The sequence below is a fragment of the Paucibacter sp. JuS9 genome (genome assembly GCF_044043925.2).
Lineage (GTDB): Bacteria > Pseudomonadota > Gammaproteobacteria > Burkholderiales > Burkholderiaceae_C > JAUASW01.
The window spans coordinates 1,339,690-1,359,199 of record NZ_CP194172.1 but is presented as its reverse complement, the minus strand read 5'-3'; the positions used below and the strand labels follow the sequence as shown (position 1 = coordinate 1,359,199).

General features: G+C 66.4%; 19 protein-coding genes. 14 read left to right on the top strand and 5 right to left on the bottom strand.

Going from position 1 to position 19,510, the window contains the following annotated elements; all coding sequences use genetic code 11:
- Positions 1–9: 9 nt before the first annotated feature.
- Together ABT392_RS06045 and ABT392_RS06040 are read right to left on the bottom strand one after the other, a co-directional pair.
- Entirely contained in the window at positions 10–342 is a 333-nt protein-coding gene (locus tag ABT392_RS06045) for a hypothetical protein (RefSeq protein ID WP_395386319.1), read from the bottom strand.
- Entirely contained in the window at positions 339–1,520 is a 1,182-nt protein-coding gene (locus tag ABT392_RS06040) for an efflux RND transporter periplasmic adaptor subunit (RefSeq protein WP_334277120.1), read from the bottom strand. Before ABT392_RS06040 ends, ABT392_RS06045 begins: the two co-directional genes overlap by 4 nt.
- Positions 1,521–1,714: 194 nt before the next feature.
- On the opposite strand from ABT392_RS06040, the gene ABT392_RS06035 reads away from it, so the two are divergent.
- Positions 1,715–3,775, top strand: a complete 2,061-nt coding sequence (locus ABT392_RS06035; protein WP_395386320.1) for a protein-disulfide reductase DsbD family protein — start codon at positions 1,715–1,717, stop codon at positions 3,773–3,775.
- Positions 3,776–3,827: 52 nt separating this feature from the next.
- The gene (locus tag ABT392_RS06030) at positions 3,828–4,454 is read left to right on the top strand and encodes a redoxin family protein (protein ID WP_334277122.1); all 627 of its coding nucleotides are present in this window, start codon (positions 3,828–3,830) and stop codon (positions 4,452–4,454) included.
- Between the two features lie 7 nt (positions 4,455–4,461).
- Here ABT392_RS06030 and ABT392_RS06025 read toward each other — a convergent pair whose 3' ends face one another.
- On the bottom strand, positions 4,462–5,586 hold the full coding sequence (locus ABT392_RS06025) for a GGDEF domain-containing protein (protein ID WP_395386321.1): 1,125 nt from the start codon (positions 5,584–5,586) through the stop codon (positions 4,462–4,464).
- Positions 5,587–5,648: 62 nt separating this feature from the next.
- Positions 5,649–6,536, bottom strand: coding sequence for a dienelactone hydrolase family protein (locus tag ABT392_RS06020; protein ID WP_395386322.1), 888 nt, complete (start codon positions 6,534–6,536; stop codon positions 5,649–5,651).
- A 137-nt stretch (positions 6,537–6,673) separates the two neighbouring features.
- Here ABT392_RS06020 and ABT392_RS06015 point away from each other — a divergent pair, with 137 nt between their 5' ends.
- From ABT392_RS06015 to ABT392_RS06000, 4 genes are all read left to right on the top strand, one after another.
- Complete coding sequence (locus ABT392_RS06015; protein WP_395386323.1) at positions 6,674–7,513, top strand: ABC transporter substrate-binding protein; 840 nt, start codon at positions 6,674–6,676, stop codon at positions 7,511–7,513.
- 7 nt (positions 7,514–7,520) lie between these two features.
- Entirely contained in the window at positions 7,521–8,219 is a 699-nt protein-coding gene (locus ABT392_RS06010; protein ID WP_395386324.1) for an amino acid ABC transporter permease, read from the top strand.
- The gene (locus ABT392_RS06005) at positions 8,216–8,902 is read left to right on the top strand and encodes an amino acid ABC transporter permease (RefSeq protein WP_395386325.1); all 687 of its coding nucleotides are present in this window, start codon (positions 8,216–8,218) and stop codon (positions 8,900–8,902) included. Before ABT392_RS06010 ends, ABT392_RS06005 begins: the two co-directional genes overlap by 4 nt.
- Positions 8,903–8,971: 69 nt before the next feature.
- Positions 8,972–9,190, top strand: coding sequence for a SlyX family protein (locus tag ABT392_RS06000; protein ID WP_395386326.1), 219 nt, complete (start codon positions 8,972–8,974; stop codon positions 9,188–9,190).
- Positions 9,191–9,199: 9 nt separating this feature from the next.
- Here the strand turns inward: ABT392_RS06000 and ABT392_RS05995 are convergent, their stop codons facing one another.
- Positions 9,200–11,545: a bifunctional diguanylate cyclase/phosphodiesterase gene (locus ABT392_RS05995; RefSeq protein WP_395386327.1), complete on the bottom strand. Its 2,346-nt coding sequence runs from the start codon at positions 11,543–11,545 to the stop codon at positions 9,200–9,202.
- A 135-nt stretch (positions 11,546–11,680) separates the two neighbouring features.
- Between ABT392_RS05995 and ABT392_RS05990 the strand changes: the two genes are divergently transcribed.
- From ABT392_RS05990 to ABT392_RS05955, 8 genes are all read left to right on the top strand, one after another.
- Positions 11,681–13,294, top strand: a complete 1,614-nt coding sequence (locus tag ABT392_RS05990; RefSeq protein WP_395386328.1) for a methyl-accepting chemotaxis protein — start codon at positions 11,681–11,683, stop codon at positions 13,292–13,294.
- A gap of 111 nt (positions 13,295–13,405) precedes the next feature.
- Positions 13,406–14,410, top strand: a complete 1,005-nt coding sequence (locus ABT392_RS05985) for a sulfate ABC transporter substrate-binding protein (RefSeq protein ID WP_395386329.1) — start codon at positions 13,406–13,408, stop codon at positions 14,408–14,410.
- A gap of 12 nt (positions 14,411–14,422) precedes the next feature.
- Complete coding sequence (cysT, locus tag ABT392_RS05980) at positions 14,423–15,307, top strand: sulfate ABC transporter permease subunit CysT (RefSeq protein ID WP_395386330.1); 885 nt, start codon at positions 14,423–14,425, stop codon at positions 15,305–15,307.
- The gene (cysW, locus tag ABT392_RS05975) at positions 15,307–16,188 is read left to right on the top strand and encodes a sulfate ABC transporter permease subunit CysW (protein WP_395386331.1); all 882 of its coding nucleotides are present in this window, start codon (positions 15,307–15,309) and stop codon (positions 16,186–16,188) included. The genes cysT and cysW overlap by 1 nt, the downstream gene beginning before the upstream one ends.
- Entirely contained in the window at positions 16,185–17,243 is a 1,059-nt protein-coding gene (locus ABT392_RS05970) for a sulfate/molybdate ABC transporter ATP-binding protein (RefSeq protein WP_395386332.1), read from the top strand. The genes cysW and ABT392_RS05970 overlap by 4 nt, the downstream gene beginning before the upstream one ends.
- A 7-nt stretch (positions 17,244–17,250) precedes the next feature.
- The gene (locus ABT392_RS05965) at positions 17,251–18,174 is read left to right on the top strand and encodes a CysB family HTH-type transcriptional regulator (RefSeq protein WP_334277135.1); all 924 of its coding nucleotides are present in this window, start codon (positions 17,251–17,253) and stop codon (positions 18,172–18,174) included.
- 511 nt (positions 18,175–18,685) lie between these two features.
- On the top strand, positions 18,686–18,904 hold the full coding sequence (locus ABT392_RS05960; protein WP_334277136.1) for a TOBE domain-containing protein: 219 nt from the start codon (positions 18,686–18,688) through the stop codon (positions 18,902–18,904).
- Between the two features lie 10 nt (positions 18,905–18,914).
- On the top strand, positions 18,915–19,499 hold the full coding sequence (locus ABT392_RS05955) for an RBBP9/YdeN family alpha/beta hydrolase (protein WP_395386333.1): 585 nt from the start codon (positions 18,915–18,917) through the stop codon (positions 19,497–19,499).
- The last annotated feature ends 11 nt before the right edge of the window (positions 19,500–19,510 follow it).

Below are 19,510 nucleotides of genomic sequence, written 5' to 3'. Positions count from 1 at the left end.
CCGTTGGACCTACTCACGCACCGCGCGCCATTGGTCCACCGTGCGCACGCGCTGCTGCGGCGGCTGCACGGTGGTCACCACGCGCTGGTCGGCATCGGCGGCGAGCAGCGGCCGCGTCACGGCGCGCGGCGGCAGCAACTGGATGTGCGCCTGTGCGGACAGCACGCGCTGGATGAAGTTGCCCTGCAGACCGGCCAGCAAGGCCGACATGAACACGATGACGCCGACGCCGATGGCCACGCCGACAACGATGAACAAGGTCTGCAAGCGCCCCTCTCGCAGAAAGCGCAGGGCGACGATCCACTCGAACGGCGCGCGCGGGCGCCAGGCTGTCCAGCTCACGGCGCGGCCACCCTCACCCGGTCACCCACCGCAAGACCAGCCGTGGCCGGCAGCACGCGGTCGCCCGCTGCCAGGCCTTCGAGCACCTCCACCCATCCGCCGGCACGCAGGCCGAGCTTGGGCACGCAGCGCTCGGCCCTGCCCTCCACGACCCGCAGCACCCAGGGCGCGGCCGACGCCGGCTCGCGCAAGGCCGCCACCGGCAGCAGCAGGGCCTGCGGGCGGCGAGCCACCTCGATGTCGATGGACACGGTCATGTCCTGGCGCAGTTCGGCGGGCGGCGCTGGCAGGTCGAACTTCACCTGAACCGCGCCGGTCTGTGCATTCACGCCGGGGTTGATGTAGGCCAGCCGGGCGTCGAAGCGGCGCTGCGGATAGGCATCTGCCGAGGCCAGGGCCGCCTGGCCGAGCGCTAGCAGCCGCAGGTTCTTCTCATCCACATCGGCGACCAGCTGGGTCTGGCCGGCCGGCGACAGCGTCATCAGCAGCTTGCCGGCCTGCACCACGTCGCCGGCCTCCACATTGCGGGCAATGAGCAGGCCCGCCTGCGGCGCGCGAACCCGCGTGTAAGCCAGGCGCGCGGCGGCCGCCGCCGCATTGGCCTCGGCACTGCCCACCGCCGCCACGGCCAGCGCGAACTGGCTGCCGTTCGGCGCCAATGCCTCCAGCGCGCGCTGCGCACTGCGCCACTGGGCGTCGGCCAGTACCAGCGCGCGCTGCGCTTCGTCACGCGCTGCCTGTCCGATGAAGCCTTGGGCAAACAGGGCTTCGGCACGGTCAGCACTGGCACGCGTGGTGTCCAGCGTCGCGGCCGACTGGCGCAGCGCCAGCTCGGCCTGGGGCCGCTGCAATTCCTCCAGCTGGCGCCGCTGAGCCCGGGCCTGCACCAGGGCTGCGTCGGCCTGGGCCAGCGCGGCCTGTGCCTCGGCGGGGTTGAGCGCCACCAGCAGGTCGCCGGCCTTCACCGCCTGGCCCTCGCGCACCGGCACCTCCAGCACGGTGCCGGTGATCTGGGCCGCGATGTCGGCGCGGTGCGGCGTCTCGACATGGCCGCTGACCACCACGGTCTGCACCAGGTCCTGGCGGCGCAGTTCCAGGGTCTCTAGCGGCGGCCCTTGCCAAAGGCGCCAACCCAGCGCGGCCAACGCAAGCAGCGCCGCCAGCGCGAGCAGCCGCATCCCGTGCCCTTGTCTCAACCAGTCCCTGCTTGTCGCCACCACGCGCCTCGACCCAAGTTCTTGCAATCCCGCCATTGAATCCGCAAGCAGGCCCTTGGCGCATGACCGCGATCAAGTGCAGCACAAGTGATTCGACCAGTGTTGCATCGGCGGCCGCAACGACGCCTTTACAAACTGCCACTAGGATCCGCGCCATGCTGATGAAGACCCTGCTCATGGCCGCGGCCGGCCTTCTGCTTGCCGCCAGCGCCATCGCACAAACCGACCACGCGGCCACGGCCGAGGTGAAGGTCCGCCTGATCAGCCCGGCGAGCAGCGTGCAGCCGGGCCAGAAACTCCTGCTGGCGCTGGAGCAGCGCATCGCGCCGCATTGGCACACCTACTGGATCAACCCGGGCGACTCGGGCCAGGCCACCAGCATCGACTGGTCGCTGCCCGCCGGCGCCAAGGCCGGCCCCATCCAGTGGCCCACGCCCGAGCGCATCGACATCGGCCCGCTTAGCAACTATGGCTACAGCGAGCAGGTGCTGCTGCTCAGCGAGGTGCAGTTGCCGGCCGACCTCAAGCCCGGTGGCACGGCCCGGCTGTCGGCCAGCGTCAGCTGGCTGGTCTGCAAGGATGTCTGCATTCCTCAGGACGCCAAGCTCGCCCTGAGCCTGCCGGTCGCTGCCGAAGCCGTACCTTCGTCGGACGCAGCGCTGATCCAGCAGGCCAAGGCCGCGCTTCCCGCTGCAGCGCCCTGGCCGGTGCAGGTCGTGCAGTCGACAGAGGGCCTGCAAATCAGCTGGCCGGCCCACGCCAATCAGCAACCGGCTGCGCAGTTCTTTGCGGGCGCCTGGGGCCAGGTGCGGCATGCGAGTGCACAAGACCTGCGGCGCGAGGGCTCGCAGTGGCGCTTGCTGGTCAAGCCGGGCGAGACGCCGCTCAAGCTCGGCGAGCGGCTCGAAGGTCTGCTGGTGCTGGGCGAGGGCGCCGCGCGGCGGGGCTACCAATTGAGCAGCTTGCTCGCTGCAGCGCCTCAAGCGGGCTCAAGCAGCAGCGAGGCCGACCTCGGCCTGCTGCCAGCGATCCTCTTGGCACTGCTCGGCGGCCTGGTGCTGAACCTGATGCCCTGCGTGTTTCCGGTGCTGTCGATCAAGGCCTTCAGCCTGGTGCAGCAGGCCCATGGCGAAGCGCGCGAGGCCCGGCAGCATGGCCTGGCGTACACGGCCGGCGTGCTGGCCAGTTTCGCGGCGCTGGCTGGTGCGCTCGTGGCCTTGCGCGCGGCCGGCGGCCAGATCGGCTGGGGCCTGCAGTTCCAGTCGCCGCTGTTCGTGCTCGGTGTGGCCTGGCTGCTGTTCGGGCTCGGCCTGTCGCTGTCAGGCCTGCTCCATATCGGCGCCGGCCTCGGTGGGCTGGGTTCAGGTCTTGCTGCGAAGGCTGGCCTGGCCGGCAGCTTCTTCAGCGGCGTGCTGGCGGCCGTCGTGGCCACGCCCTGCACAGCGCCTTTCATGGGCGCGGCCATTGCTTTCGCACTGGCGCAGCCGGCGGTTGAGTTGCTTGCCGTATTCCTGAGCCTGGGCCTCGGACTCGCCCTGCCCTATTTGCTGCTCAGCTGGTGGCCGGCCCTCCAGCGCCTGATGCCGCGCCCCGGCGCCTGGATGGATGTGCTCAAGCAGGGTCTGGCCTTCCCGATGTATGGCGCGGCGATCTGGCTGACCTGGGTGCTGGCTCAACAGCAGGGGCCGCAGGGTGTGTTGCTGGCGCTCTCCGGCATGGCATTGATCGCACTGGCGGCCTGGCTGCATGGTGTCAGTCGCGCGGCTTGCGGGCACTGGAAAGTGGTCGGTAGTTTGTCTGCCGTCCTCTCTCTGGCCCTGGTTGTCGTGCTGGCCAGCAGCCTGCAGCCGCAGGCGGCGCAAAGCGTGATCAAGCAGAATTTCGAGGCCTACACGCCGGAACGCCTGGCCACCCTGCGCGAGCAAGGCAAGCCGGTGTTCATCAACCTGACAGCGGCCTGGTGCATCAGTTGCCTGGTCAACGAGCGCGTGGCGCTGTCGTCAACAGAGGTGAAAGCCGCCTTCAGCGAGCTCGGCATCAGCTACCTCAAGGGCGACTGGACCCATCAAGACCCGCAGATCAGCGCGCTGCTGGCCGAACATGGACGCAGCGGCGTGCCGCTCTACCTGTTTTATGCGCCCGGGGCTGCGCCGAAAGTCTTGCCCCAATTGCTGACGCCTGGCATCGTGCTGGACGCCTTGCGCGGCAGGCCCTGAGGCCCAGCCGGTTCCAACTCTTCTTCATCTACCTCTGTCTCGGGAGATTCTCATGAAGCATCTGCAACGCCGTCTGCTGCTGGTCAGCGCCCTCTTCGCTGCCACGGCCGCCACCGGCTTCGCACAGGCCCAGGCCCAGCTGGACCAGGCCGCACCGGCCTTCAGCGCGCGTGGCGCCGATGGCAAAGCCGTAGACCTGGCCAGCTTCAAGGGCAAGACCGTGGTGCTGGAATGGACCAATCACGACTGCCCCTATGTGAAAAAGCACTACAACAGCGGCAACATACCGACTCTGCAGAAGGACGCCGCGGCCAAGGGCGTCGTCTGGCTGCAGGTGATTTCGTCAGCCCCGGGTGAGCAAGGTTTTGTGGAAGGCGCGCAAGCCGCCGAGCTGAACAGCAAGCGCGGCGCGGCACCGAACAACACCCTGCTCGACCCGAGCGGCCAACTCGGCAAACTCTACGGTGCCCAAACCACGCCGCACATCTACATCGTCAGCCCCGAGGGCCAGCTGGTCTACAAGGGCGGCATCGACAGCATCGCCACCAACAAGGTCGAAGACCTGGCGCGCGCCGAGCCGTATGTGAAGCTGGCCTTGGCCGAGGTGGCGGCGGGCCGCAAGCCCAATCCGGCCAACACCAAGCCCTATGGCTGTTCGGTGAAGTACGCGAAGAGCTGAGCGGGATTCAGCCCTCGAAAGACCCTGGCTCCGGACCGCTGACCACGCGGTCGCGCCCGCCCTCCTTGGCTGCGTACAAGGCCTGATCGGCGTTCTTGATCAGGCCTTCGGCAATCAGCCGCGGCTCACGGATGCTCGGATCGATACGCAGCATCGCCACACCGATCGAGGTGGTGACCGGCAACTCGCCGCCGCCCGGCAGGGGCAGGCCATGCTGCGCGATGGCAGAGCGGATGCGCTCTGCAATCTCGGCGGCCTGGACGCCGCTGGTGCGCGGCAAGAGCACGACGAACTCTTCGCCACCCCAACGCGCAATCGTGTCGCCCAAGCGCAGTTGCCCCTGGATCAGCTGCCCCACCTGGCGCAGTACCGCATCGCCAGCACCGTGGCCATGGCCGTCGTTGATGCGCTTGAAATGGTCGATGTCCAGGAACATGCAGGCCAGCGGCTGGCGGTAACGGATGCTGAGGCTGATCTCGACCAGTTGGCGATGCTCGAAATAGCGGCGGTTGTGCACGCCCGTCAGCGCGTCCGTCAGGCCGGCGCGCTTGACGCGCTCCTGGTTCAGGGCGCTTTCCAGGCAGACCGAGACGATGGCGCTCAGCCGCTCCAGGAACTGGGTGCCGGCGCCGGCTTCATAGCGCTGCGGGTCGGTGCTGCCGAAATGCAGGCTGCCTATCAGCTGGCCGTGGCGGGACAGCGGCAGCAAGGCCACTGAACGCAGCATGCCCACCGGCATCGCGCTGAACAGCCCGGCGTGGCGCGCGGGGTCGAACCGGCCCAACCAGGGCTTCCAGGGCAAGGCATGCAGCGCCTGCAGCGGCGCCGCGGTGTCCAGCAGGCGAAGGCCGGCGCTCAGTGTGCTGTCGCTCGGCTGCTCGAGCTGCAGCAGGCGACGGGTTTCGCCTTCGCTGTCCACCAGGGCAACGCCAATCTGCTCCACACCGAAGGCCGCCCGGTACTCGCCCAGCAGCATGCGCAAAAGCTCAAGCAAGGAGCCGGCACCGATCAGCTGGTGTTCCAGCTGGTCGAAGCGGCGCATCTTTTCTTCATTGGCCCGCGCCGCTTGCAAGAGCGCGTCAAGCTGGCGCTTGAGCGCCTGGTTCTCGGCCTTGAGTTGATCGATCAGCATCGTGCCAGGGGCAGTCGGGGTGCGAAGGACCCCGACTGTACGGCCTGAAGCCCGCTACCCAATCAGCCCAGGTGCTTCCTGAAGTGGGCAATCGTGCGATCCCAGGCCAGCTTGGCAGCCGCAGCGTCGAAACGCGGCGTGGTGTCGTTGTTGAAGCCGTGCTGGGTGCCGGCATAGACATAGGCTTCATAGCGAGCGCCGGCGGCCTTCAGCGCCTCTTCGTACTTGGGCCAGCCGGCGTTGATACGCTCGTCGGTGCCGGCAAAGTTGATCAAGAGCGGCGCTTTGATCTTGGCCACGTCCTCGGTCGGCGGGTTGCCGCCATAGAAGGGCACGGCTGCCGCCAGATCCGGTATCTGCGTCGCCAGGAAGTTCGCCATGCCGCCGCCGTAGCAGAAGCCGACCACGCCGACCTTGCCGTTGCCCTCGGGCAAGGCCTGCAGCGCGCGGACTGCGGCAATGAAGTCTGCCTTGGTCTTGCCCTGGTCGAGCTTGCCGAACAGCTCGCGGGCCTTGTCTTCATCGCCCGGATAGCCGCCCAGCGGCGCCAGGGCATCTGGCGCGAAAGCGAGGAAGCCATCAAGCGCCAGGCGGCGGGTGATGTCTTCGATATGCGGATTCAGGCCGCGGTTCTCATGCACGACCAGCACCACCGGCAGCTTGCCCTTGGCACTGGCCGGCTTGGCCAGGTAGCCGCTGACCTGGCCATTGCCCTGAGGCGAGTCGAAACCCTGCTTGCGGGTGGCGATGCGGGTGTCATCCGGCTTGACTTGCTGTGCCTGTGCGAACTGCGGCGTCAGCGATGCAAGCAGCGCCGTGGCGGCGGCAGTACTGCCGGCAATGCCAGCAGCGCGGTCGATGAAAGCGCGACGATTGATGTCGCCGTGCACGAACTGGTCGAACAGTTGCAAAACCTCTGGCTGGAAGTCCTTGGCGGTCAGGCGTGTCATCGAAATGCCCTGGATGTACTGGGGCCGACAGAATAATCATGCCGACAGCGCGAACAATGAGGGTTGCCACCGCGGCCGGGTAAAGCTGTGCAAACCTTGGGTAAGCTGCGCACCATCGCGTCATCCAAGGAATCCGCATGAGCCTCAACCGCCGCCACGCCGTCGCCCTGCTTGCCCTCTCCGCCACGATGTCGGGTCTGCCAAGCGCCCATGCCGACCAGCTCGACGACATCAAGAAGAAGAGCGAACTGGTGGTCGGTGTGCTGGGCACCGACGAGCCCAACAGCTTCATCGACGCCAAGACGCGCGAGTTTGTCGGCTATGAGGTCGACCTCGCCCATGCGCTGGCCGCCAAACTGGGCGTGAAGCTCAAGCTCAAGCAGCTCGCGGTGGCAGCACGCATTCCCGAGCTGCAGCAAGGCCGCGTGGACCTGCTGGCCGCGTCCCTCACCCACACCAAGGAACGCGAAGCGGTCATCGACTTCTCGCTCACCACCTTTGTCACCGGCCAGAAGGTGATGGTCAAGAAAGCCAGCGGCATCACGGCCGTGCCGCAGCTGTCCGGCAAGAAGGTGGTGACGGTCAAGGGCGGCACGCAGGAACCCAATATCCGCAAGGCCGTGCCCAATGTGGACGTGGTGACCTTCGAGACCGGCCCGCAGGCCTTCCAGGCGCTGCAGCAGGGCAAGGGCCTCGCCCTGGTGAACGACGAGGTCTCGCTGCTCGACCAGTTCGCCAAGCTGGGGCCCTTGCAGGCGCAATACCAGATCCTCGACCAGAACCTGAGCGTCGAGCCGCTGGCCATCGGCATCAAGAAGGGCGAGGCCAAGCTCAAGGCACAGGTCGATGGCGTGCTGCGTGAGCTGGAGAAGAGCGGTGAGGCAGATAGGCTGTTCAACAAATGGTACGGCCCGACGAGCAAGCTGAAGTTCCCGCGCCGCACCTTCAAGATCGACTCGGACAAGGTGGACGGCTGAACGCCCCATGCCCCATCTCGATTTCAGCGCCCTGCTGCAAGGCCAGTACCTGGAATGGCTGCAGGCCGGCTTTCTCTTCTCGCTGCAGCTCACCGGGCTGACGCTGCTGCTGGCGCTGCCACTGGCCGTTGTCGTCGCGCTCTTGCGCCTGGCCCCTTCGAAGGCGGCGCGCGCCTTGGGATTCGCCTTTGTCGAAGCCATCCGCAACATCCCGCTGCTGGTCCACATGCTGTTCTGGTACTTCGGCGCGCCGGAGCTGCTCCCTGAGAACATCAAGACCTGGCTGTATGCAGCCAATATTGAAGCGGCCGCCGCACTGATCGCCCTGACGCTCTACACCGCAGCCTACATGGCCGAGGACGTTCGCTCCGGCCTGCGCGCCGTGCCGGAAGGCCAGTTGCAGGCGGCACGCGCGCTGGGCCTGTCCTTCCTCGGCGGCATGCGCTTCGTGGTGCTGCCTCAGGCCTTGCGCATCACCGTGCCGCCGCTGATCTCGCAGACGCTGAACCTCTGGAAGAACACCAGCATTGCCACCGTCATCGGCGCGGCTGAATTGATGTACCAGGCCCAGCGGGTGGAGACGGCCAGCTTTCGCGGCTTCGAGACCTTTGCTGTGGTCACCGTGGCCTACCTCGGCATCAGCCTCTTCATCACCGCGCTGGCCTGGGGCTTCCAGCAGCGCTATCCGGTGCGGGTAGCCAGATGATGGAACTCGTCGATACCTACTGGCTGTACTTTCTGGTTGGCCAGTATCCGAACGGGCCGCTGGGGGGTTTGGCGTTGACGCTGGTGCTTGCCAGCCTCGGCCTGCTGCTCGCGCTACCGCTGGGCATCCTGCTCGGGCTCGGGCGCGTCAGCCCGCTGGCCTGGGTACGCATCCCGGTATCCAGCCTCGTCTTCGTCGTGCGTGGCACGCCGCTCCTGATGGTGGTGTTCTGGGCCTATTTCTTCCTGCCGGTGATCACGGGTTCGAAGACCAACCAGTTCAACACCATGCTCGCGGCGCTCGTGCTGTTCGACGCTGCCTATCTCGCCGAGATCGTGCGGGCAGGCCTGCAGGCGCTGCCGGGCGGGCAAATGCAGGCCGCGCGGTCCCTCGGCCTGAGCTATGCGCAAGCGATGCGCCTGGTGCTGCTGCCGCAGGCCTTGCGCCACATGCTGCCCTCGCTCGTCAACCAGTTCGTCTCGACGATCAAGCAGACATCGCTGGGCACCATCATCGGCCTGTCGGAACTCAGCTACATCGCCAACCAGATCAATGCGCAGGTGCTGGTCAAGCCGGCCGAGATCTTCGCCACGCTGGCCCTCACCTACTTCATCCTTTGCTTCGGCCTCTCGCGCATCGCCTATGCGCTGGAGACCCGCCTGAGCGCGCGCCCGCAGCCCTGACACCGCGCCGGGGAAGCCCCGCTGAAGCGGCGGGCCGACGCGCCGCGGCAAATGAAGTCCAATACAGCCATGCAAGACTCAAATCCGCTGGAAGACCGCCTCACCGAGCTGGAGATCAAGGCCAGCTACACGGAAGACCTGCTCGACCACCTGAACGCCACCGTGGCCCGCCAGCAGCAGCAGATCGACCTGCTGGTGCGCGAGTTGGTGGAGCTGCGCAAGCAGCAGCCCGAGGCCGGGCCCGGCGCCGCGCGCAGCCTGCGCGACGAGTTGCCCCCTCATTACTGAGGCCCCGACTCAGGGCTTGCGGTCAGCCGCCCAGGCCAGGAACTGCTGCAGCGGCATCGCCTTGCCGTAGAGCCAGCCCTGCCCTTCATCGCAGCCGGCATCTCGCAGGAGTGCGGCCGTGGCTTCGTCCTCGATGCCTTCGGCCACGACCGAGAGCTGCAGCCCATGGGCCAGCTTGATCATGGCCTGCGTGATCAGGCGATCTTCCTCGCTGGACACCATCTCGGCCACGAAGGTGCGGTCGATCTTGATGGCGGCCAGGGGCAGGCGGCGCAGATAGGCCATCGATGAATAGCCGGTGCCGAAGTCATCCACCTCGACCGCAAAACCCATCCCGGCCAGGCGCGCCACCACCTCGCTGGCGCGGGCCGGGTCGCTCATCAGCGCGGTCTCGGTGATCTCCAGGCGCAGCCGGCGCGGCGCGAGGCCATGGCTGGCCAGCAGCTGCTGCAGCTTGTCGGGGAACTGCACGTCCATCAGGTTGTAGGTGGACACATTGATGCTGATGCTGATGCCGAGGCCCACGGCATCGAACTGTTCTAGCTCGGCGATGGCCCGCCTTGCCACCCACATCGTCAGCCGCTCGATCAGGTCGCCGTTCTCGGCCACCTGCACGATCCGGTCGGGCGCAATCCAGCCATGGATAGCATGCGGCCAGCGCAGCAGGGCCTCGCAGCCACTGAGCTGGCCCGTCGCCAGCGAAAGCTTGGGTTGCAACCAGAGCTGCAGCTCCTCGCCCTCCAGCGCGCGGCTCAGGTCGGCCAATAGTTCCATCGCCTTCGGGCCGGCACCCTGCATTTCGGGCGTGTAGCGAGCCCGCTGCGCCTGCGTCTCGACGGCCTGCTGCAAGGCCAGATCGGCACAACGCAAGAGTTCACCGGCGCTCTGAGCATGGTCGGGATACTTGGCGCTGCCGGCGCGGGTCCGCATGATCAGCGTCAGGCCACCGAGTTCAACCGGCTCCTGCAGCGCCTCCTGGATGCGGTTGGCCGCCTCGCGCGCCATGCCCGGCGCCAGATGGCCGGGGTTGACGATGGCCAGCTCATCCTCGCCCAGGCGGTAGGTCTGGCAACCGAGCGATGTGGCCAGGCCGTCCGCCTTGCTGGCCAGCAACTGCACCAGGCGGTCGCCGTTGGCGCGGCCCAGCGCATGATGGACCTGCTCCAGCTGCCGCAGCTTCAAGAGCATCAGGCCCATGCCTGCGGGCTCGGCCTGGCCATTGCGCTCGTTCATCAGCTCCTGCAGGTCCAGCAAGAGCTTGTGGCGGTTGGGCAGGCCGGTCAGCGCGTCATGCAGGGTGCGATGGCGCAGCTCGATCACATGATGCGCATTGGCCAGGGCCACGGAGAAGGTGGTGGCGATCAGCTCGAAGGCTTCCAGGTCCTCTTCGCGCAAGGCATTGCGGTCGCGCAGCCACAGCGTCACCGTGCCGATGGCCTGGCCCTCGTGGATCAAGGGAATGCCCACGGCGCAGCGCACGCCTCGCGCCGCCGCGACCTTGCCGGTGCTTGTGCTGGCTTGTGCCGATTGCTCGAAATTGGGAATCTGGACGATATGCCCTGCCGCTATCGCGGCCCCCGAGACCGTGCCCTCGACGGGCAGGCGCCTGCGCTCGGGCGTGAACACCTGCTCCAGACCCTCGCCATCGAAAGCCACCAGGTCCACCACGCGTGCCTGCGCGTTGTAGGTGAAGAAAGCGGCTCGCATGCCCGGGTAGAACAGCAGCAGCTTGGACAAGGCCAGGCGCGCCAACTGCTCCACGGAATGGTCACGGCCCAGCTCGGGCGCGATGCTCAGCAGCAGCGCCTGCAATTCGCCACGGCGACGCAGTTCGCTGAACAGCCAGAGCTGGCCGATCAGGTCCACCAGGTCGGCAGCAAAACCGATCTCGGTCTCGCTCCATTCGCGCTTCTGGCCGCGCTGCTCCAGGCACAGCACGCCAGCCAGCTCGCCGCGATGCCGCAGGGTGGCATCCAGCAGCGAGACCACGCCCTGCGGCTCGAAATAGGACTTCAGCAGCTCCTGGCAGTCCGCATGCTGGCTGACATCATTGACCGGCAGCACGCGGTACCGGCCCAGCGCGGCGATGTAGACGGGGCAGCTGTCGCCATCGATGACCTGACCTTCCATGCCCGGGCCTGGCTTGTCCGCGTCCACCGCCGCCACGCAAGCGAGATTGGACGAGGTGGCCGACTCGCGCAGCCAGAGAGTCGCAATGCTGAGATGGGCATGCTGGACCGCCACCTGCAGCAGGTGCCGGGCAGCATCGACGAACGGCCGCTGCCACAGCTCGCCGTCCTTGAGCAGGGCAACGATGAGGTCGCGTACCAGCGGGCCGGTCAATTTGTGCGGCATGGCCGGTGATGGTACTTGAGCAATGACTGGGTTGATTTCAATCAACTCAGTGCATCATGATCTTGCTCAAACTAGTGTGATGCCGGTACGACAAGAACAAGGCCAGCGGCCGGCCTAACAAAGGAAGGACCTGTCATGCGCCACAACGGCACGATCACCGGCCAGGAACACCAGTTCCCCGACGGAGCGACGCTTGTCTCGACCACCGACCTGAAAGGCCGCATTCTTCATTGCAACAGCGCCTTCGTGGAGCTAAGCGGTTTTTCACGCGAGGAGCTGCTGGGTCAGCCCCACAACCTGATACGTCACCCGGACATGCCCGAGGAAGCCTTCCGGGATCTCTGGCAGACAGTGGCCGACGGTCACCCCTGGACCGGCCTCGTGGTCAATCGCCGCAAGGATGGCGGGCATTACTGGGTCAAGGCCAATGTCACGCCGCTGCTCGAAGGCGGCAAGCCGGTCGGCTATATGTCGGTGCGCACCCAGCCCAGCCGCGCCGAAATCGAAGGCGCACAGGCGCTGTACCGCCAGCTCCGCGGCGAAGAGCTGGCCGGCCAACCGCTGAGCCTGCGGCTGCATCAGGGCGCGCTGGTGCGCATCGGCTGGCACGGCCGCCTTGATCGCGCCATTGAGCTGCTGGGCCGTCACCGGCAAGCGGCGCTGCCCGTGAGCCTCTCGCTGCTGGTGTATGTCTGCGCGAGCGTGATCGGCCAGCAATGGTGGGGCTATGCCCTTGCGCTGCTCCTGGCAATGGCCGTGCACCTGTGGCAGTCGCAGCTGGTGCTGGCGCCCATGAAGGCGCTGGTCCATTTCGCCAACTGCATGGCGGCAGGCGACCTGACGCAAAGCCTGCATGCGCATCGCAAGGACGCCATTGGCGAGCTCGAAACGGCACTGAACCAGTTGAATGTGAACCTGCAATCCATCGTCGGCGATGCCCGACGCGAGGTGCACCAGATCGATCTGTCGATCAACGAAATCGCCACCGGCAATGTGGAGATGTCGAGCCGCACCGAAGCGCAGGCCAGCAATCTTCAACAGACCGCGGCCTCGATGGAGCAGATCACCGGCGCGGTGCGCAACAACGCCGATGGCGCCGAACAGGCCGCGCGCCTGGCCACGCAGACCGCAGGCGAAACAGAGCGCAGCGCCGTCGCCGTGCGCGAGATGAGCGCCACCATGCAGACCATCCGCGAGGCCTCGCGCCGCATCGACGAGATCACGGGCGTGATCGACAGCATCTCCTTCCAGACCAATATCCTGGCGCTGAATGCGGCCGTGGAAGCGGCCCGTGCCGGCGAGTCGGGCCGCGGTTTTGCTGTCGTGGCGGCCGAGGTGCGTGCCCTGGCCCAGCGCACGACGACAGCCGCCAAGGAGATCCGGACCCTGGTCGAGCATTCAGACGCCACCATCGCGACCGGCGTGCGCCAGTCCGAACAGGTGGCCGAGATCATTGCGCGCACGGTCGACCATGTGGGCCAGGTCTCGCAACTGGTCACCGGCATCAGCGGCGCCTCGCGCGAACAGCTCAGCGGCATCACGCAGATCAACGAGGCGGTGGCCCAACTCGACGGCCTCACCCAGCAGAACGCTGCCATGGTGGAGCAGCTGGCCGCTTCGGCCGGTGCCAGCCGCGAACGGGCCCAGATCCTGGCCGACTCGGTCAAGGTGTTCACGCTCGACGTGCGTGACCGCCAGCGCGCCATGCCCGATGCGGTCTCCCTGCGCCGAGCCTCCAAGGCCGCCTAATCCCGGCCGAGTAATTTGCTTATTCCAGATAAGCAAATACAAAAACTGTCGTTTGGTGAATATGCAATGGCGGGCAGGATGCGGGCCTTCTCAAGCCCACTCTTGCCCGCCATGCTTCGCACCTCGATCCTGTCACTAGCCAGCCTGCTGACCTTTGGCGCCGCCATGGCCCAGCCCGCCGAAAGCGTGCTGCTGAATGCGTCCTACGACGTCAGCCGCGAGCTCTACAAGCAGGTCAACCCGGCCTTTGCCGCGGCCTGGAAGGCCAGGACCGGCCACACGCTGACGATCAACCAGTCGCATGGCGGTTCCAGCAAGCAGATCGGCGCGGTGATCGGCGGCATGGAAGCCGATGTGGTGACCATGAACCAGGCGACCGACATCGATGCCCTGGCCGAGAAGGGCCTGACGCCGGCCGACTGGCGCAAGCGCTTCCCCAATGGCGCCGCGCCATACAGCTCCACCATCCTGTTCCTGGTCCGCAAGGGCAACCCCAAGGGCATCAAGGACTGGGCCGACCTGGCCAAGCCGGGCACCAGCGTCATCATCCCCAACCCCAAGACCTCGGGCAACGGCCGCTACAGCTATCTCGCCGCCTGGGGCAGCGTGATTGCCAATGGCGGCAGCGAGGCGCAGGCCCGCGAGCTCGTGAGCAAGATCCTCGCCAATGTGCCGGTGCTGGACGGCGGCGGCCGCGGCGCGACCACGACCTTCACCCAGCGCAACATGGGTGACGTGCTGCTGACCTTTGAATCCGAGGCCGAGCTGATCGAGAACGAGTTCGGCAAGGGCCTGTTCGACGTGGTCAACCCCAGGGCGTCGATCGAGGCCGATGCGCCGGTGGCCCTGGTCGACAAGGTGGCCGCCAAGAAAGGCACGACCGCTGTGGCCAAGGCCTACCTGGATTTCCTGTACACACCCGAAGCCCAGGAGCTGATCGCCAAGAACAACTTCCGCCCCCGCGACCCGGCCGTGTTCAAGCGCCATGCCCAGCGTTTTGCCGACATCAAGCTGTTCAGCGTCGACCAGGTGCTGGGCGGTTGGGCCCAGGTCAGCAAGCAGCACTTTGCCGATGGCGGCCAGTACGACCAGATCGTGGCCAACATCAAGCGCTGATCGAAACTCGACATGACGACCGCCGTCCTGGCTGCGCCGCTGGCGCAGCAACCCACCAAGAAGCGAAAGGCTCGCCGAGTGCTGCCGGGCTTTGGCCCGACCATGGGCTTCACGCTCTTCTATCTCTCGCTGCTGGTGCTGATCCCGCTCTCGGCGGTCTTCATCAAGTCGGCCGGCCATGGCTTCGATGCATTCTGGGCCGCGGCCACCGCGCCGCGCGTGATCGCCTCGTACAAGCTGAGCTTCGGCGCCTCGCTGCTGGCCGCCTCGATCAACCTGGTCTTCGGCCTGATCCTGGCCTGGAGCCTGGTGCGCTATGAGTTTCCGGGAAAGAAGCTGGTGGACGCGCTGATCGACCTGCCTTTCGCCCTGCCCACGGCCGTGGCCGGCATCGCGCTGACCGCCCTCTACGCCAAGAACGGCTGGATGGGCCAGTGGCTGGAGCCGCTCGGCATCAAGGTGGCGTTCACGCCGCTCGGGATCCTGGTCGCGCTGATCTTCATCGGCCTGCCCTTCATCGTGCGCACGGTGCAGCCGGTGCTGGAGGACATGGAAACCGAGCTGGAAGAAGCGGCCGCTTCGCTGGGTGCGCACCGCTGGCAGACCTTCCGCCTGGTGGTGCTACCCACACTGACCCCGGCCCTGCTGACCGGCTTTGCGCTGGCATTCGCACGCGCTGTGGGTGAGTACGGCTCGGTGATTTTCATTGCCGGCAACCTGCCCATGGTCAGCGAAATCACGCCCTTGATGATCATCTCCAAGCTGGAGCAATACGACTACACCGGCGCCACTGCCATAGCCGCGGTGATGCTGATCTTCTCGTTCACGCTGCTCCTGGGCATCAACGGCCTGCAAGCGTGGAGCTCCAAGCGCAATGGCCAGGAGGGCCGCAAGTAATGTCCACCGCCCTCTCCATTTCCGCGCGACAGCAAGGTTGCTACCAAAGCAACCCGGCCACGCGTGAGCAGCCCTGGGTGCGCTGGACCCTCCTGGGCCTGGGACTCTCATTCTTCGCCCTCTTTCTGCTGCTGCCGCTGATCGCTGTTTTCAGCGAGGCGCTGCGCAAGGGTTGGGATGTCTATTTCGCGGCGCTGGTCGAGACCGATGCGCTCTCGGCGATGAAGCTGACGCTGATCGCCGCAGCCATTTCGGTGCCGGTCAATCTGGTGTTCGGCGTCAGCGCCGCCTGGGCGATTGCCAAGCACGACTTCCGCGGCAAGCAATTGCTGATCACGCTGATCGACCTGCCCTTCTCGGTCTCGCCGGTCGTCGCCGGCCTGATCTATGTGCTGCTCTTTGGCGCGCAAGGCTGGTTCGGGCCCTGGTTGCAGGAACATGACTGGAAGATCGTGTTCGCCGTGCCCGGCATCGTGCTGGCAACGGTGTTCGTGACCTTCCCCTTCATCGCCCGCGAACTGATCCCCTTGATGCAGGCCCAAGGCCGCGACGAGGAAGAAGCCGCCACGGTGCTGGGTGCCTCGGGCTGGCAGACCTTCTGGCGCGTGACCCTGCCCAATGTGAAGTGGGGCCTGCTCTACGGCGTGATCCTTTGCAATGCGCGCGCCATGGGCGAGTTCGGTGCGGTGTCGGTGGTCTCCGGCCACATCCGCGGCATGACGAACACACTGCCCCTGCACGTTGAAATTCTCTACAACGAGTACCAGTTCGCGGCGGCCTTCGCTGTGGCATCGCTGCTGGCGCTGCTCGCGCTGGTGACACTCGTTCTCAAACAGTTTGTCGAATGGCGTGCCCACGCCCAAGTCAAGGAAGCGCCATGAGCATCCAGGTCAAGAACATCCACAAGAGCTTCGGCGCCTTCACCGCACTGGGCGACGTCACGCTGGATTTCCCCACCGGCGAACTGGTCGCGCTGCTCGGCCCCTCGGGCTGCGGCAAGACCACGCTCTTGCGCATCATTGCCGGCCTGGAAACGGCCGACCGGGGCCAGGTCTTGCTCGATGGCGAAGACGCCTCCGACACCCATGTGCGCGAGCGCCAGGTCGGCTTCGTGTTCCAGCACTACGCGCTGTTCCGCCACATGACGGTGTTCGAGAACGTGGCCTTCGGCCTGCGCGTCAAGCCGCGCGGCCAGCGGCCGTCCGAGGTTGAGATCCGCCGCAAGGTGCACGACCTCCTGAAGCTGGTGCAGCTCGACTGGCTGGCCGACCGCTACCCGCCGCAACTCTCCGGCGGCCAGCGTCAACGCATTGCCCTGGCCCGCGCCCTGGCCGTGGAGCCGCGCGTGCTGCTGCTCGACGAGCCTTTCGGCGCGCTGGACGCCAAGGTGCGCAAGGAACTGCGCCGCTGGCTGCGCCGCCTGCATGACGAGCTGCACATCACCAGCATCTTCGTCACGCATGACCAGGAAGAAGCGCTGGAAGTGGCCGACCGCGTGGTGCTGATGGACCATGGCAAGGTCGAGCAGGTTGGTTCGCCGCAAGAGGTCTACGAACACCCCGCCACGCCTTTCGTCTACGGCTTCCTCGGCGCGGTGAACCGCTTCGAGGGCCGGGCTGACGGCGGCATCATCCATGTCGGCGACCAGCAGCTGGTCAGCGGCAGTGGCCAGATCAGCAGCGGCGCGGTGCAGGCCTATGCCCGACCGCATGAGCTGCAGATCCATACCGACCCGACGGCTGACGGCCTCTTGGCAACGGTTGAACGCGTCTTGAGCTTCGGCGCTGCGGCCCGTGTCGAACTGACTGGCCGTGATGGCCAGCCGCTGGAAGCCGAACTGAGCCGTGAACAGGCGCTGGCCTTGAATCTGCAAAGCGGTCAATTGGTCCGGTTGAACACCTCACGCCTCAGCGTGTTTGAAGTCGCGGCGGCTTGAGAAAATCATGAACTTCCAGCAACTCCGCATCATCCGGGAGGCGGTCCAGCAGAACTTCAACCTGACCGAGGTGGCCAATGCGCTGTTCACCTCGCAGTCGGGCGTGTCCAAGCACATCAAGGACCTGGAAGATGAATTGGGCGTGGAGCTGTTCGTGCGGCGCGGCAAGCGCCTGCTGGGCCTGACTGCACCTGGCAAGGAGCTGGCGGTCATCGTCGAGCGCATGCTGCTGGACGCCAGGAACATCAAGCGACTGGCCGATCAGTTCGCCGACGCGGAGGTGGGCCAGCTGACCATCGCCACCACGCACACGCAGGCCCGCTATGCCTTGCCGCAGGTGGTGGCGCGCTTCAAGGCTGCGTTCCCCAAGGTGCACCTCGTGCTTCTGCAGGCGAACCCAGCGGAGATCGTCGAACTGCTGCAGGCCGGCCAGGCCGACATCGGCATCGCCACCGAGGCGCTGGACCAGAACCCCGCCTTCGTGACCTTCCCGTTCTACGACTGGCAGCATGCGGTCGTCGTGCCGACCGGTCATGCGCTGGCCGCACAGGACCTGACGCTGGAGCTGCTGGCCGAACAGCCTCTGATCACCTATCACGAGGGCTACACGGGCCGCGGTCGAATTGACGCGACCTTTGCGGCAGCCGGACTGGCTCCGGACATCGTGATGTCGGCACTCGATGCCGACGTGATCAAAACCTATGTGCAGGTGGGCCTGGGCATCGGCATCGTCGCATCGATGGCTTTCGAACCGCAGCGCGATGCCGGCCTCGTGCTGTTGAACGCCGGGCATCTGTTCCCCTCCAACACCACGCACCTGGCCCTCAAGCGCGGCCACTACCTGCGCGGCTATGCCTACCGCTTCCTGCAGGAATGCGTGGCCGAGCTGACCGAGGACGCGGTTCGCGAGGCGCTGGGCACCGAGGCCTGAGCTGGCAATCGGTTCATCGCCGATTTTCAGGGGACGGCAACCGGCACATTGCTGCCATTCGTTTTCTTGTTCCTCGGTTGGTCGAAGATCAGGCCGCCAGCGGGTTCCCCTGCGCTCGTGTCCCCCGGCCCTGGCTGCGCCAGGTCCTCCTCCTTTACCTCGCTTCGGGAAACCCACTGCCGTCCTGATCCGCACCGCCGTGGCCTTCGCCTGGTGGCATGCGCAGGTTCGGCCGAGGGTGTCGGGTGAGGGTTTGGGCGAGGTAGAGGAGGAGGATCGGGCGAAGCCCGGTCCGGGGGACAGGAGCACAAGCCCTCACCCGATGGCCTCGGCAGCGCGAAAGAAGGAACGAGCGTGTGGCTGCTCAGTGCCGAACACGGCCATCTGGGTGGGCGGTGCCCCATATGCGCCGAGCGCCTAAGCAGGTGCGAAACGCGTCGTTCTCCGCGAGACGCGCCACTCCTACGCTAGAGGCTTCTTCATCAGCCACGAGCGCATCAGGAGTCCTGCCATGAGCATCACCGCCATCAATGTCCGCAACCAGTTCCGCGGCACGATCAAGGAAGTCATCGAAGGCCCGGTCGTCTCCGAGGTCGACGTGCTGACGCCCAGCGGCCTCATCGTCACCTCGGTGATCACCACCCGCTCGGTCAAGGAGCTGGGTCTCGTGCCCGGCAAGGAAGTCGTGGCCCTGGTCAAGTCGACCGAGGTCTCGATCGCCACGCTGTGAGGCGAGCGCCATGAAGACGCCTCGATTGCTGATCATCCCCGGCCTGCGCGACAGCGGTCCCACCCATTGGCAGAGCTGGCTGCAGCAGCAATACCGCGACTCGCGGCGGGTACAACAGCGCGACTTTGCATCGCCCGATCTTGAGCGCTGGGCCGACCGCATCCAGCGAACGCTGGAGCATGCCGGCGATGCGCATGAATGGATTGCCGTGGCACACAGTTTCGGATGCCTGGCGCTGGCTCGCCACCTGGCCGACCAACCCGACTCGCCGATTCGCAGCGCCTTGCTGGTGGCGCCGGCCGAACCGGACCGCTTCGGCCTCGCGGAAAGTCTGCCGCACGGCCGCCTGGACCGCTCGGTCAGCGTGATCGCCAGCCAGAGCGACCCCTGGATGAGCGCCAGCAGCGCCCTGCGCTGGGCCACACGCTGGGGAGCCAGCTACAGCAACCTCGGCGACGTCGGCCACATCAACGCCGAGTCGGGCTTCGGTCCCTTTCCTCTGGCCAAGCGCTGGGTCGAGGCGGCGCGCTCGCGTGCCGCGCGGGAGCAGCGACCGCTGCATGCGGATTTTCGGGAATGGCAATTCGCCTTGTGAGGAAATGCTCA